The sequence below is a fragment of the Paenibacillus camelliae genome (assembly GCF_023715345.1).
In the GTDB taxonomy this organism is placed as follows: Bacteria; Bacillota; Bacilli; order Paenibacillales; family Paenibacillaceae; genus Pristimantibacillus; species Pristimantibacillus camelliae.
This window is the reverse complement of record NZ_JAMBNY010000001.1, coordinates 707821-721107: the sequence shown is the minus strand read 5'-3', so window position 1 is coordinate 721107 and position 13287 is coordinate 707821. Positions and strand designations below refer to the sequence as shown.

The window sequence follows — 13287 nt, the reverse complement described above, 5'->3', positions numbered from 1 at the left end:
AGGCGTTTTTATATGTCGACATTCAAGATTACATTTATCGGAGCAGGATCCATTGGATTTACACGCGGATTGCTTCGAGATCTACTCGCAGTGAAGGAATTTTCACAGATTGAGATTGCATTTACAGATATTAATGAGAATAACCTAGAGATGGTGCGCGCCCTTTGTCAGCGTGACATTGATCAAAATGGACTAAACATAACGATTTCCGCAACGACAGATCGAAGAGAAGCGCTGCAAAATGCTAAAAACGTCATATGTACGATTCGCGTTGGTGGACTAGAGGCATTCTCTACAGATATTGATATTCCGCTTAAATACGGGATCGATCAATGCGTTGGCGATACATTATGTGCAGGTGGTATTATGTACGGACAACGTGGAATTGCAGAGATGCTTAGCATATGCAGCGATATACGTGAAGTAGCTAGACAGGATGTATTGCTGCTTAATTATGCGAATCCTATGGCGATGCTGACATGGGCCTGCAATCAATATGGTGGTGTTCGTACGATTGGGTTATGTCATGGCGTACAAGGTGGCCATCATCAAATTGCGGATGTATTTGGCTTGGAGAAAAAAGATGTAGATATTATTTGTGCAGGAATTAATCATCAAACATGGTATATCCAGATTAAACACAATGGTAAGGATTTAACTAAAGATTTGCTTGAAGCGTTCGAGAAGCATCCGGATTATAGTAGAACAGAAAAAGTAAGAATTGATATGCTCCGTCGATTCGGCTATTACAGCACAGAATCCAATGGGCACCTTAGTGAGTATGTGCCCTGGTATCGCAAGCGCGAAGAGGAAATCAACGACTGGATTGACCTCAGCTCGTGGATCAATGGAGAAACTGGTGGCTATTTACGCGTATGTACCGAGGGGAGAAATTGGTTCGAAACTGATTTCCCGAATTGGATGAAAAATGATCCGATGATCTTTTCGGAGGAGAATCGTGGTGAAGAGCATGGCTCATACATTATCGAAGCGCTTGAAACAGGTAGAGTGTATCGTGGACATTTTAATGTGAAGAATGAAGGTATTATTACGAACTTGCCTTCTGATGCCATTATTGAAGCTCCTGGATATGTCGATCGTAATGGAATATCGATGCCAATGGTCGGTGATTTACCGCTTGGACCAGCAGCCGTTTGTACTGCCAGTATCTCTGTACAAAGGCTTGCTGTAGAGGCTGCTGTGAGTGGAGATGACCAGCTGCTTCGTCAAGCATTCATGATGGATCCACTGATCGGAGCCGTATGCAACCCTAAAGAAATATGGCAGCTCGTCGATGAAATGCTTGTCGCAGGCGAGAAGTGGCTGCCGCAATATAAGGATGCTATTGCGAAAGCAAAGCATCGTCTCGCGAATGAGCCGTTACTTCCTACAAGGGATTATAAAGGGGCTGCAAGATTAAAAGTAAAATCAATCGAAGAAATGGCATTAGACAAACAAGAAGCGAATCGTAATGCTGGTGAATCCGATAAGGGTAAAGTTCGAATCTAGCTATTGTTCTCTTAATGGGATAAATGGAGACGGATATCAACGATTATCTATATATGTAAGTTGAACATTTAACGGTCTATTTTTTTGCTATGTATGGTAAACTGTTCATTGATTGGAGAGTCAAAACCTACATAAGGGAGAGAAGCTATTTGTCACAGTGGAATTACTTCGCTAGATTACGTCGCAATTTTTCTTCAAATTCGATCCCTCCAGATCAAAGATTAGGCAGAGAAGCAATGATTTCACTTATCATTCATGCATGCTTTCAGTTTGGTGCATCGATGTCCGGTTTGTTTCTCAACTTATATCTATGGAGACTTACACAAGACTTTACCATTAATGCCGTCTATAACATTGTGAACTTTGGAATGACCCCGTTTGCATTTGCAATTGGTGGACTTATTGCAAAAAAGCTTGATCGAATGGTCGTGTATCGACTAGGTATTATGCTTTGTGCTGTTTTCTATCTGCTCGTTATTTTGGCAGGAGAAACGGTGCCGAACTATTATATAATATTCGCCTTGCTTAACGGCATTTCATCTGGTTTCTATTGGACAGGTTTTTTGATCCTTCAATATGATGTCTCAACAGATCGCAATCGTGTTCGCTATCTAGCTATTAATATGGTTACCTTTAACTCAGCTGGTCTTTTGGGTCCTGCCTTAGCTGGATCGATTATCGCACGCATGGAAGGGTTGGAAGGCTACCTTATTATCTTCTTAATTGCATTTATAATGTTTGTCATAGCTGCAATCATTAGTACAAAAATTAAAGCAATCGTTAGTCATCACAAGAAGTACTATTTGAAGTATGTTGGACTTGTGATGAAGAAGAACAAGCTTTGGCTGTATAGTTTATATAGCTTTTTTATATTTGGCTTATTTCAAGGGATTATGCTTTTTTTGCCCAATATACTTCTCTTTCAAGCGCTGGAGCGTGAGGATCTCGTAGGTTACTTCGGAGTGTTGTTTTCAGGGATAACGGTAGCTACTGGCTATGTTATATCCCGAAAGGCACAAAAGGAGCAAGCGAGAAAGTATATTATGTATGCTACGATGTGTGTTGTTGCAGCATCATGCATGTTACTTATTGATATTAAGCTCTGGTCAGTCATCATATTTATGGTTGTATTTTCGATATGTAATCCGCTTTCCGTCAATTCCATGACCTCGTATTTTTATCGTCTAATAAGCGGGCTTCCATTGAAGGGCCAGCTTAAGGTAGAATCGGTTGTCATGCGGGAGGCATTTCTCAATGGTGGTCGCGTGTTTGCTATATTCATTCTTATTATGCTCGCAAGTGACCTACAATCCAAGTGGTTGGCGATTGTTATTGCTATAATGGCTGCTGCACAGTTTTTAATTTTGCTGCTTATCAGACCAGAGAAAATTGAATCAGCTTCATCCGAAGTAAGTAATTCCGTTGCTAAGTAGATTAGCTATAGGCTGCATAGGCTATTAAAAGCTAACAGGTGGAGAACATTTCTCCACCTGTTTTTAGTTTGAAGCAACCGTGATTATCCGATTCTTATGGTATCGTATCGTTGATTAGATAACTTGAAAGATTGATATTGATACTACATATCGCGGTTTTGTGTTACGGAACTAGAGCTTCCTTCTTCTCCAATAAATGACGATCAAACAACCAATAGCCATAAAGCCAGCACTGATTAATGTAAGCTGAAAATGCTCCTGCTGTTTTGCCGAATCGATGAGCTGAGTCGAGGCTTGGCCATTCATATTACCTGGAAATCCCCCAAAGCCGCCGCCTTGCTGACGATCACCGTTACGAAAATTCGGTCTTTGCCCATCCTCAACGTTTGGTATCGTAATCTCTAGACCTACAATCTCTTGCTCTTCAGTAGTCTGAGCAGCTTCATTTATGTTTATATCTCCAGAGGAAGTGGCCTGCATTCCGTCCGGCAATTGAAAACCATCGGGTATTGGCATGCCCTCAGGTATTTGCAGGTCGTCAGGTGCTTGTATGCCGTCAGGCATCTGCATGCCCTCAGGTATTTGCATACCGTCAGGCATCTGCATGCCGTTTGGCATTTGCATACCATCTGGCATTTGTCTATTGCCACGTTGTCCCCCGAATCCACCGCCCATTCCGTTGCTCGCCGAACCAGTTCCATCGCCATACGAGGCCATTTCTCCGGAGAGCTGCTTCGTTATCGATTCTGCCTGTGTCTTTGCAAAGCTAATTAACGATTCTATTCCTTCTTCAAACTGTTCGAAGGTGACGAAAGCAGTTGGATCGTTTTTAACATATTCACTAATTAATGCTTGAAGCTGACGTACACGATTTTCGAATGTATCTCCACTAAAATAATCTGTTATGATAGCTTCAATGATATGATGATACTCCTCTTGATAGGCGTCTTCTGCGATAAGCTTAGCAATTAATGGCCGACTGCTTAATGATACGCCTGTAGGTTCATCAATTAGGATACCTGTACCTCCAAAGCCGCCAAATGCCATATTGAGATCCCAAGGAAAGATCGTGAATACACCGTTTTGCTCGTATAGATAATAGTTGTGTTTAAAGTTTCCTGCGTAGCTGTCCATATTTGCTGTTACGGTATTGAACGCGATAAATTGTAAGGCAGCCTGGACGTCTAACACTTGATCAAGCTCAGCAGGATCGCCATTGTTCAACCGATCCGTCATCTCTACTAATGCATCATTCGCTTCACCGTGCTTCGCATCCAGGCCAGTATAGACCTCTAATGAGCCTAACGCGGATAAATCAGCTCCATCACCTCCGTTAGACTTATACAAGGTACCTGATGCAGATGGAAATTCTCGCTCAATAAACGCGGTATTTATTTGTTCAACGGCTGTATACAGTCCCCACAGCTCGTCATTAATGTATACGTTGACAAAGGAATATTTTGGAGTAGGAATACCTATGCCTTCAGCAATTTCGTAAGCGATATATTCTCTTATATAGCTGGCATCGCTATATTCATTATTTAAGTTGATTTTTGTAATACCGCCGATGCTTTGCGTAACATACTCATCTAATGACAGCTTAAAGCTATAGCGATCAGAATCACTCATGCTCGCGACAGAACGCAAACTAGAGTTTCCTTTCGTACGTAAGCCAATATGCTCAAGCAGATGTCCATTGTAGTTAACAGCTGCTTCGATATACTCCTCTGAAGTAGCATTGTCTAAAAGGCTTTGAAAGGCCTCCTCATCAACGGTAATGTTAATATCAATGACTTGATCCTTCGGAAATATATCTTCGTCTAAAGTTGCTTCACTTATCATTGCAATGGACTGTGACGATGGTTCTGTTAAGGTATCGCTGCAGCCGCTAAGCAGTCCAGCGAGCAGTAGCAACGAAAATATAAGCATGCGGGTTAAATGCTTCATTGCGATTCCTCCTTATGAAACATAATCACCGTTATAGCTAATAAGCACAGCACTTTGTACGCCCGGAATTGCAGAAATTCCGTTAACAAAAGCACCAGTTTGCTCCTTCATGCGAACCTCAAAGGTTATTTCAATATTGCCAGCAGTAACAGATTTTTGTTTTACATTGAATTTTTTCACGACCTTGGCAAGTTGCTGTTCAAGCTGTTGCTCTGCTTGATCATTCCCGCAATGAACGACGAGCAGATAAGGCGCTTCTGGAGTGCTCCCTTTTATGAAGAAGAATAAAATTAACCCGATAATAAGAGAGCCGATTAATGCTAATGTATAAAAGCCAGCGCCCGTGACGATACCAGCGACAGCAGCCCAGAACAGGAAGATAAGATCGGTAGGGTCCTTAATAGGTGTTCTAAAGCGGATGATCGACAAAGCACCAACCATACCGAGCGAAAGGACGAGATTAGAGTTAATTGCGATAATGACTGTAGCTGTAATCATCGTCATACCAATTAATGCGACATTAAAGCTTTTTGAATAGAGAATACCGCTGAAAATCCGGCGATAAAGGAAATATATAAAAAGTCCAATCAAAAATGAAAGGCTAAGTGAGATAATGATTTCACTTAATGCAATATCCGTACCGAAGTTCTCAAGTACAGAGTTTTTTATAATATCAGTAAAATTAGTGCTTGTACTATTTTCTGTTGCAGCAGCAGCTACTGTTGCTTGATTTGTCATATCCATTAATAATCCTCCCAGTTGTTGCGTTTATTGTATTTTCTACAGATGACGTATTTAGAAGCTGAAGTACGATGCAAGCCTTCAAGCTGTAAAGCTGCTTGGATAGCTGAAGGCATATATTCATCATATTTGATCTCCATAATGATCCTATTGTCGTCAAGTGCGGGTATGGAGCAAAGCTCCTGATCAAAAATGTTCGTATGATGGAGCGCCGTACGTAAATCTTTATCAAACGTAATTCGTACATTACCGTATTGATATACATAGGGTTCACGCACATAATCTACAATAACGATTGGTCTAAGCAGCTTATTGTGAATGAGGTTGTAGATCTCTCGTAATAGCGGCTTATGTTCAGCTATGAGTACCTCATAGTTGCCTGCAAGTATTTGCTCGACCATGGCACGTGTAAGGGGCTCCTTGACCTTTGCAATGTAGTCTCGAAACTTAATTTTTTTCTCGAAATGAATAACGTTATCACGTTGGTTGTACATGCGAATTCGATATTTTACACGATCACGTACTCCACCAAGCTTTTCGTGAAGGGCTGTATTGGCCGCATCATCAAAATAAAGAGAACGGATATGATACTCACCAGTCTCGCTTGCATGCTGATCCAATGTTAATAGACCTTTTAGTTTTTGCGTGATAAGAATGCGTTGCTGCGGACTGATGTAGTATTTGAGTTCATTGCGATACTTTAAAGTCTCGTTCATTCGTACACCTCTCTTGTCTGTTAGAATGTTGATCATGTTGATCAAGTGGATAGCTTTATTGTAGGAGGCAATGCTTATATAAATCTGAAGCTAAACTGAAGAAAAGCTGAATGCTTGTCAAGCTGAAAATATGTTAAAATTTTGTAAAGTGTAAAAGGAGGCAATGCATATCGGATGAAGGATCATATATGGTTAATAGGCTTCGTTGCGGTTATTTTACTTGTCATTATTGCGCTGCAATGGCCTGATAATAATCAACAGCAGCAAGAGAGTGAAGGTGTTACACAGGAGCAAGTTCAACAAGAGCAGGAGGACCAGAATCGGGAGCGAGTGAACTCACAGCCACAGCAGACAAGTGTAGCAGCAGACGAGTATGCTATATACGGTGTATCGGTGTCGCTATTAAACGATACTGGGCGCGCGATAACCTGGCTTTCTCAAAAACGTATAGAACAAAGCGTACTGCAGCTGAAAAGAATTGATGATTCGTGGGAAAAAGCAATAATGATAGAGGCGGATGAACGTTCGTATACTGATCGAGAAGGAACGCAGATCTATGCATATACAGCAAGCTCGGAGCAATTCCAATCTGGTGAACAATATCATTACCGAATGATAGCTGGTGGTCAGCTTATTTCAGAGGAGTATACATTACACATAGCAGATATGTCTGAGGAGAGTTTTCAGTTCATACATATTACAGATAGTCAGGGGAAAGTGGAGAACGATTATAAGCAATGGGGGAGAACGCTGCAAGCAGCAATAGAAGCAGCACCACAGGCTGGATTTATTGTTCATAGCGGAGATTTGACGGATGATCCTACGAGTGAGCAGCAGTGGAAATGGTTCTATCACTATGCTCCAGCATTTTCGTTAATTCCATTTATGCCGACGACAGGGAATCATGAGGAGATCGATGGTAATGCAGCAGGCTTTTCTGTTCGGTTTAGTATGCCAGACAATGGTGCCACGGGCTCGCAACAGAATACTACTTATTATACTGGGTATCGCAATATGCTGTTTATTAGTTTGAACACGGAAGGGAACATAAAGGGTCAAGCAGAATGGCTTGAGCAGGTACTAGAAGAGCATCGCGCACAATACCAATGGGTTGTTGTATCTATGCACCGAGGGGTTTATGGAGCCAACCGCTTTAAGGATGGAAAGGACTGGGTCAAATTATTCGATCAATATCGTGTTGATCTTGTGCTGCAGGGGCATAATCATCAATATTCTCGTAGTTTTCCTCTCGTAGATGGTGAGATAGTAAATGAGCAGGAGAAAGGAACCATCTATGTCACGTTAAATGCTTCAGGGACTAAGCTTAATGAAGAGAAGAAGGAAAAAGACTATCAAGCCGTTGCTTTTCAGAATGGAAAGACGATGTATGCGGTCGTAGATGTATCACAAGAGGAGCTCATCTATTCCGCGTTTGATATAAGCGGCAAGCTGCTAGACCAATTTAGAATAGCGAGCAGTGGAAACAAAAACTAATTTAAATAATGGCACTCAAGTCTTAGTAGATGACTTGAGTGCCGTTTTATTTCAATCATTGTTATCGTTTGTTACTACTGGGAAATGAATCGCGAAGGTTGTTCCCTTGCCAATATCACTGCTCACCTGAATATGCCCATGGTGGGCATCGATAATAGATTTAGTAATGGATAAGCCTAAACCTGCACCTCCAGAGGTACGAGCTCTTGCTTTATCTACACGAAAGAACCGCTCGAACAAATGCTGCTGATGCTCTTTGGCAATGCCTACTCCGTTATCAGAGATAGATAGAATGACATGCTCTAAATTTTTCTCTAAGGTAATCGTAATAAAGCCATTAGAGGGTGCCGTATGCTGTATGGCATTGTTTATTAGATTAAGCATGACTTGCTTCAATCCGTTTTTACTGCCTAGTATGGTATACGTGTCCTTTTCGGTAAAATTAAACTGAACCGTTCGTTGCCCAGCCATCATGTCGAGCTGCAGCTTCATACTTATGACTAAGGAGTCGAGCTCGACTAGTGAAAATTCTTCAATCAGGCTGCTCTGATACGTATGGTCAAGCTTTGCAAGCTGGAGCAAGCTCTCAACTAAAGCTTTCATGCGAGTAGATTCCTGTTCCATCGCCTTAAGAGACAGCTCAAGCTGCTTTGGATGATGCATCGCACCTCGCTGCAGCACCTCAATAAAGCCATGAATGGATGTTATAGGTGTGCGCAGCTCATGTGAAGCATCCGCAATGAATTGCCGCATACGTTCGTTCATTAATCGTTCGGAGTCGAACGAATCCTCTAATCGTGCGAGCATATCATTGTAGGCAGCTGCAAGCTGTTGGAGCTCCTGCTGTGGCATCATAGGCAGCTGCTCAGTTAGATTTTGTGCGTTTGTGCGCTCAACCGTTCGGATCATGTCATTCAGTGGTCGAAGCGCTTTTCTAAGGCTGAGCAGCATAAGCACAGTACCTGCGGCAAGTGCAATGAGAGCAACAGCGATATAGATTCCAAGCTGAGTATAGAGCTGAGCTTGCAGTGGCTGGAGCTCGATACTAACCTGCAGCAGCATACTTGGCATGTCTCGTCCGCTCATATCTCGAAAGACGACCATGTGAGCATTACCTTCCGCATCAGTAAATCGATAGAATAGCTTATGATTTCGATTGCGAAATTGCTCGAATAGCTCCTCATATTGTGCAGCAGATATGATAGGGGCAAGCTGTGAATCTACATCTATATCTGATAGCAGTGTTTGCCGTCCAGTCTGATCGACGTAGCTAACGATCATGCCTGGTTGAAAGATAATGGCTCGTCCAGGTCTTGGGCCAATTGGCTCCTTCAGGTGTGAAAAGATTAAGTCTGGTGGCCATGTTCGAATTTGAGCATGGAGAGCTTCTGCTTTGTTCTTGTACAGAAAATCCTTCATAAATGTATACTGAAGCACTCCGATCAGCATAAATAATAATGCGATAACCATTAGTGTGATGGCGGTGATTTTACCACGCAGAGTGTTCATACGATATCCAGTCTGTAACCAGCTCCGCGCAGCGTACGAATGATGCGGTGCTCCTTATCACCAAGCTTCTCTCTTAATGAGCGAATATAAACCTCTACAATATTATGCTCACCGCCAAAATCATAGCCCCACACCTTATCCAATATCGTTGTCTTACTAAGAACTGCACCGTGATTCGTTAATAGCAGCTTTAATAGCTCATACTCAGTTGGTGACAGCTCAAGAACCTCTTGCTCGTGCACAATTTCTTTGCGGCGATCATCTAGTGTAAATGATCCATAGTGAACGGCACTTAGCAGCATTGGGAATTGATTGCGTAGACGAGCATGAATTCTCGCTAGCAGCTCAGAAAAGCTGAAAGGCTTCACGATATAATCATCTGCACCGAGCATAAGCCCATGAATTCGGTCACTGACATCCTCCTTTGCCGTAAGCATTATAATTGCAAGCTCACTCCCATCTTCCTTTAGCTGCTTACATGTATCAAAACCGTTAAGCTCCGGCATCATCACATCTAATATTACGATATGGGGCTTAAATTCAGCTGCAAGCTGCAAAGCTTCATGCCCATTCTTAGCACATTGCACGGTAGCTCCTTCATTGCTTAAACCAAGCTCTAAAAATTGCAGTATGCTTTCCTCATCGTCAACCAACATTACTTTTATACCTACTAAAGGACTCATGCTTGTCTCCTTGTTGATGTAATCTCTTTCTATTATTGAGCTTAGAGTGGATGACTCAAATAAAAAAGGATAATATAATATCATAATATACTTCATTTTAGGAGCATCTACATGAAAATTAGCTTAAAAAAAGTAGTGAACGGATCGATTGTTATTGCATTTATCGGAATGCTGATTTGCTTCCCTTTCCAGGACGCATTTATAGGTGGGCTATTATTCGCTGCTTGCAGTGCCGCTACGATAGGAGGTCTTGCGGATTCCTTTGCCGTAAGGGCATTATTCGGTCAGCCGCTGAAGATACGTTGGCCACATTGGATGGGCACGAACATTATCGCTCGTAACCGAGAGCGGCTCATTAAAGAACTCGTTGATATGGTAGAGCATGAGCTGCTGTCACCCGACATGATAATTAAGCAGCTGAAAAGCTACAAGCCAGCTCATGCAATTATTACTTATATGACAAGCGAGCAGGGAGAGCGTGCACTTAAAGAGCTCGCTACAAGGCTGCTTAGTGACTTGCTAAAGGTAAGCAGTCCTGCCGTGATTAGCCTGTCGTTAAAACGGCTAGTGAAGCAAGGCTTACATGCAACACGTCCAACCGTAGTGGTCGGCGGTTTCATTACGTGGTTAATCCGTGAGCAATATGATAGAAAAGTGGCAAGCGTACTAGCTAAGCAGCTAAAGCAGTTTATTCAGCAGGATGCAGTGAAGCAATTTGTCTATGAGTTTATTGCAACGGCGCTGCGCTCATATGAAAACAATAAAAAAGGTCGACAATTTGTAAATGGCATTGCTGGTCTGAATGCAGAGGAGCTAACAAGCAAAATTATGTCACTGGCGTCCGATACTTTGACAGGCGTTGAGAATGGAGAGCATGCCTTGCTAAGCAAGCTTCGGCAAATGCTGCAACAGCTTGTAATGAGCTGGGAAGAGGATGAGAAGCAGTCAGACCTGTGGAATGAACGGATTAGAAAGCTTGGAGAAGCAGTACTTGGAGGTATTCTGACTCCGCAGATGATCGAGGATGCCATCCAGCTGCTTATTACACAGTTGGATGATGCGGATGATTCGTCAACAGATGCTTCGATCGTTAAGCAATGGCTCGATCAGCAGATTAACAAGCTGCTCACTCGTCTAAGTGAGCAAAGTGAAATGCATGAGCAAATTAACCATTATATGATTTCTACATTAACAGCGTTTATTGAACGCAATCATAACTATATTGGTAAGCTTGTTCGTGAAAAGCTAGAGCAATTTGATGAACAGCAGCTCATAGAACTGGTCGAAGAAAAGGCAGGAAAGGACTTGCAATATATTCGCTTAAACGGGACATTTGTCGGAGCATTAATCGGAGTCATGCTCTTTCTTGTGCAAGCATTGATTGGAGGGCTGCTGGCATGACGATGAGACAACGAGCGAATTATAGCTTAATTGCATTGGCCTGCTTATTTATTATCTCGCTGATCCTGCATTGGAGGCTGGATCAACCGTGGTGGACAAAAGCGATGCTGTTTATCTCAGAAGCAGGTATGGTCGGAGCGCTGGCAGATTGGTTTGCTGTATCTGCACTATTCAGACATCCTTTAGGTATGCGCTGGATTCCTCATACTGCCATTGTTCCGCGAAATCGAGATAAGCTCGTAGACGGTGTTGTCCTTCTCGTAGAACAGCAGCTTCTGAATAAGAAGATGATTGAGGATCAGCTTGCTAAGCTGAATTTTACAGAGCTGCTCATCTCGTGGCTGGATAAACGATGGAATGTGAAGCTAGCAGAGCAGACGATCCGTAGGCTGCTGGCGTTGGTGCTGCGTAATGTGCAGACTGAATCGGCTGTACCTGTGTTAGAAAAGCAGCTTAAAGATGCTGTCAGTCGAACAAAGCTCGCACCACATGTTAGCAAAGGGCTAGCCTACGCGATGGAGAAGGGGTATGATCATCAGCTGCTTGATCTGCTCATTAATACTGCTCAGAAGCGGGTGCTACAAAGCGATGTTAAGCCAGCAATCAAACGATTGCTAGAATCCGAAAAAGATAAAATGCTTGGTAAAGACGGTGGAAGCTGGTTAACGAGGGCGCTGTTTTCATTTGCTCAAGCAGCAGATGCTGTTAATTTTGATGATGCAGTAGACGTCATCTATCGTGATTTACTATTACTGCTTGCACAGCTGAAGGATCATGACCATGAGCTAAGAATATTGCTTCGCAGCCAGCTTAAGCAGCTAGTTGTACTGCTTGAGAGAGAGGATATAGAAGACGCACTCGAGGTTTGGAAGCAGCAGCTGCTACAGGAGCTGTCGATTGCACCGTTCCTACAGCAGCTAGTTAATGGCTTAGTAGAACAGCTTGCTCCAGCTGCTTCAGCAGCGCAGGATATAGAGGCGACAACGATGCAGAAATGGCTGGCACGATTATTGCATCAATATTATAACTGGATGAAAACAGATGAGCTGTCGAAGGAACTGATAGAACAAAAGCTGAAAAGCTTTATGCTGCATATGATCGAGAAGGAGCATAAAGTGATTGGTCAAATTGTTCGCAGCACACTGGATACATTCTCAGAAGAGAGACTTGTGCAATTTATCGAGAGTAAGGTAGAGGTTGATTTGCAGCGGATTCGGGTGAATGGAGCGTTCATTGGAGCTGTAATCGGTGCGCTGTTGTACGGTTTACTGTATGGTGTCTATGAGCCGGTGCTTGAGCTCCTTGGTCGTAGCTAGAAGAAAACAGAAGCAGGATTGTAGACAATTGGAATGTTCATCCAAGTTTATTCATATGATTGTCCATAGAGGAGGGATCACATGAATAAGCTGATTAGCCGCTATTATCAATTGAAGCAGAGAAGTAAGTCAATCGAACAAGAGCTTGCTGAGCTAAAGGAGCAAATTGTTCAGCAGATGAATAATGAGGAAGTAACGGAACAAACGATAGGCGCTTACCGAGTGAGACTCATACAGTCGGAACGCAAGGAATACCATGAAACTTTACTGTATAACGCTCTTCCTGATCCTGAGCTATGGCGTATGCTTTCCAAGCCGGATCAAGGTAAAATAACAGGTCTCATAAAGGTTGGCGCACTTAAGGAAGAGCATCTGAAGGATACGTATACCGTTAAGCAGCAGGTAGCGCTTATTATCGACAAGAAGTAAATACACAAAGCAATAGAGGCATTCATTAGTCATGAGAATGATTAATGAATGCCTCTATTTTTTGCTTGAGATGTTGCATGAAAAATAGCTAGATCGAACACATATTAGC

Annotated in this window: 11 protein-coding genes; 6 read left to right on the top strand and 5 right to left on the bottom strand. The window is 42.6% G+C overall.

Annotated features, from left to right (window positions below):
- Positions 1-12: 12 nt before the first annotated feature.
- Together M3180_RS03370 and M3180_RS03365 are read left to right on the top strand one after the other, a co-directional pair.
- Entirely contained in the window at positions 13-1509 is a 1497-nt protein-coding gene (locus M3180_RS03370; protein ID WP_251665810.1) for an alpha-glucosidase/alpha-galactosidase, read from the top strand.
- Between the two features lie 149 nt (positions 1510-1658).
- Positions 1659-2942, top strand: a complete 1284-nt coding sequence (locus M3180_RS03365; protein ID WP_251665808.1) for an MFS transporter — start codon at positions 1659-1661, stop codon at positions 2940-2942.
- Between the two features lie 171 nt (positions 2943-3113).
- On the opposite strand, the gene M3180_RS03360 is transcribed toward M3180_RS03365, so the two are convergent.
- From M3180_RS03360 to M3180_RS03350, 3 genes are read right to left on the bottom strand one after another with little or no spacing between them, the layout of a single operon-like run.
- Positions 3114-4889 (bottom strand): CotH kinase family protein, encoded by a 1776-nt coding sequence (locus M3180_RS03360; RefSeq protein WP_251665807.1) that lies wholly within the window; start codon positions 4887-4889, stop codon positions 3114-3116.
- Between the two features lie 12 nt (positions 4890-4901).
- The gene (locus tag M3180_RS03355; protein ID WP_432806894.1) at positions 4902-5633 is read right to left on the bottom strand and encodes a DUF4956 domain-containing protein; all 732 of its coding nucleotides are present in this window, start codon (positions 5631-5633) and stop codon (positions 4902-4904) included.
- Positions 5633-6346: a polyphosphate polymerase domain-containing protein gene (locus M3180_RS03350; protein WP_251665806.1), complete on the bottom strand. Its 714-nt coding sequence runs from the start codon at positions 6344-6346 to the stop codon at positions 5633-5635. The genes M3180_RS03355 and M3180_RS03350 overlap by 1 nt, the downstream gene beginning before the upstream one ends.
- Positions 6347-6520: 174 nt before the next feature.
- On the opposite strand from M3180_RS03350, the gene M3180_RS03345 reads away from it, so the two are divergent.
- Complete coding sequence (locus M3180_RS03345) at positions 6521-7840, top strand: metallophosphoesterase family protein (RefSeq protein ID WP_251665805.1); 1320 nt, start codon at positions 6521-6523, stop codon at positions 7838-7840.
- A gap of 51 nt (positions 7841-7891) precedes the next feature.
- Here M3180_RS03345 and M3180_RS03340 read toward each other — a convergent pair whose 3' ends face one another.
- The gene (locus tag M3180_RS03340; RefSeq protein ID WP_251665804.1) at positions 7892-9349 is read right to left on the bottom strand and encodes a sensor histidine kinase; all 1458 of its coding nucleotides are present in this window, start codon (positions 9347-9349) and stop codon (positions 7892-7894) included.
- Entirely contained in the window at positions 9346-10032 is a 687-nt protein-coding gene (locus M3180_RS03335) for a response regulator transcription factor (RefSeq protein WP_251665803.1), read from the bottom strand. Before M3180_RS03335 ends, M3180_RS03340 begins: the two co-directional genes overlap by 4 nt.
- Positions 10033-10143: 111 nt before the next feature.
- On the opposite strand from M3180_RS03335, the gene M3180_RS03330 reads away from it, so the two are divergent.
- The 3 genes from M3180_RS03330 to M3180_RS03320 all read left to right on the top strand — a co-directional run bounded on the left by M3180_RS03330 (position 10144) and on the right by M3180_RS03320 (position 13178).
- On the top strand, positions 10144-11433 hold the full coding sequence (locus M3180_RS03330; protein WP_251665802.1) for a DUF445 domain-containing protein: 1290 nt from the start codon (positions 10144-10146) through the stop codon (positions 11431-11433).
- The gene (locus tag M3180_RS03325) at positions 11430-12749 is read left to right on the top strand and encodes a DUF445 domain-containing protein (RefSeq protein WP_251665800.1); all 1320 of its coding nucleotides are present in this window, start codon (positions 11430-11432) and stop codon (positions 12747-12749) included. Before M3180_RS03330 ends, M3180_RS03325 begins: the two co-directional genes overlap by 4 nt.
- 81 nt (positions 12750-12830) lie before the next feature.
- On the top strand, positions 12831-13178 hold the full coding sequence (locus M3180_RS03320) for a hypothetical protein (RefSeq protein ID WP_251665799.1): 348 nt from the start codon (positions 12831-12833) through the stop codon (positions 13176-13178).
- Positions 13179-13287 lie beyond the last annotated feature (109 nt).

Bases quoted from the DNA above. Each gene is read 5' to 3' on its own strand.
- M3180_RS03370 (WP_251665810.1), top strand. From the start codon at position 13: ATGTCGACATTCAAGATTACATTTATCGGAGCAGGATCCATTGGATTT.
- M3180_RS03325 (WP_251665800.1), top strand. From the start codon at position 11,430: ATGACGATGAGACAACGAGCGAATTATAGCTTAATTGCATTGGCCTGC.
- M3180_RS03350 (WP_251665806.1), bottom strand. From the start codon at position 6,346: ATGAACGAGACTTTAAAGTATCGCAATGAACTCAAATACTACATCAGT.
- M3180_RS03345 (WP_251665805.1), top strand. From the start codon at position 6,521: ATGAAGGATCATATATGGTTAATAGGCTTCGTTGCGGTTATTTTACTT.
- M3180_RS03330 (WP_251665802.1), top strand. From the start codon at position 10,144: ATGAAAATTAGCTTAAAAAAAGTAGTGAACGGATCGATTGTTATTGCA.
- M3180_RS03355 (WP_432806894.1), bottom strand. From the start codon at position 5,633: ATGGATATGACAAATCAAGCAACAGTAGCTGCTGCTGCAACAGAAAAT.
- M3180_RS03320 (WP_251665799.1), top strand. From the start codon at position 12,831: ATGAATAAGCTGATTAGCCGCTATTATCAATTGAAGCAGAGAAGTAAG.
- M3180_RS03340 (WP_251665804.1), bottom strand. From the start codon at position 9,349: ATGAACACTCTGCGTGGTAAAATCACCGCCATCACACTAATGGTTATC.
- M3180_RS03335 (WP_251665803.1), bottom strand. From the start codon at position 10,032: ATGAGTCCTTTAGTAGGTATAAAAGTAATGTTGGTTGACGATGAGGAA.
- M3180_RS03360 (WP_251665807.1), bottom strand. From the start codon at position 4,889: ATGAAGCATTTAACCCGCATGCTTATATTTTCGTTGCTACTGCTCGCT.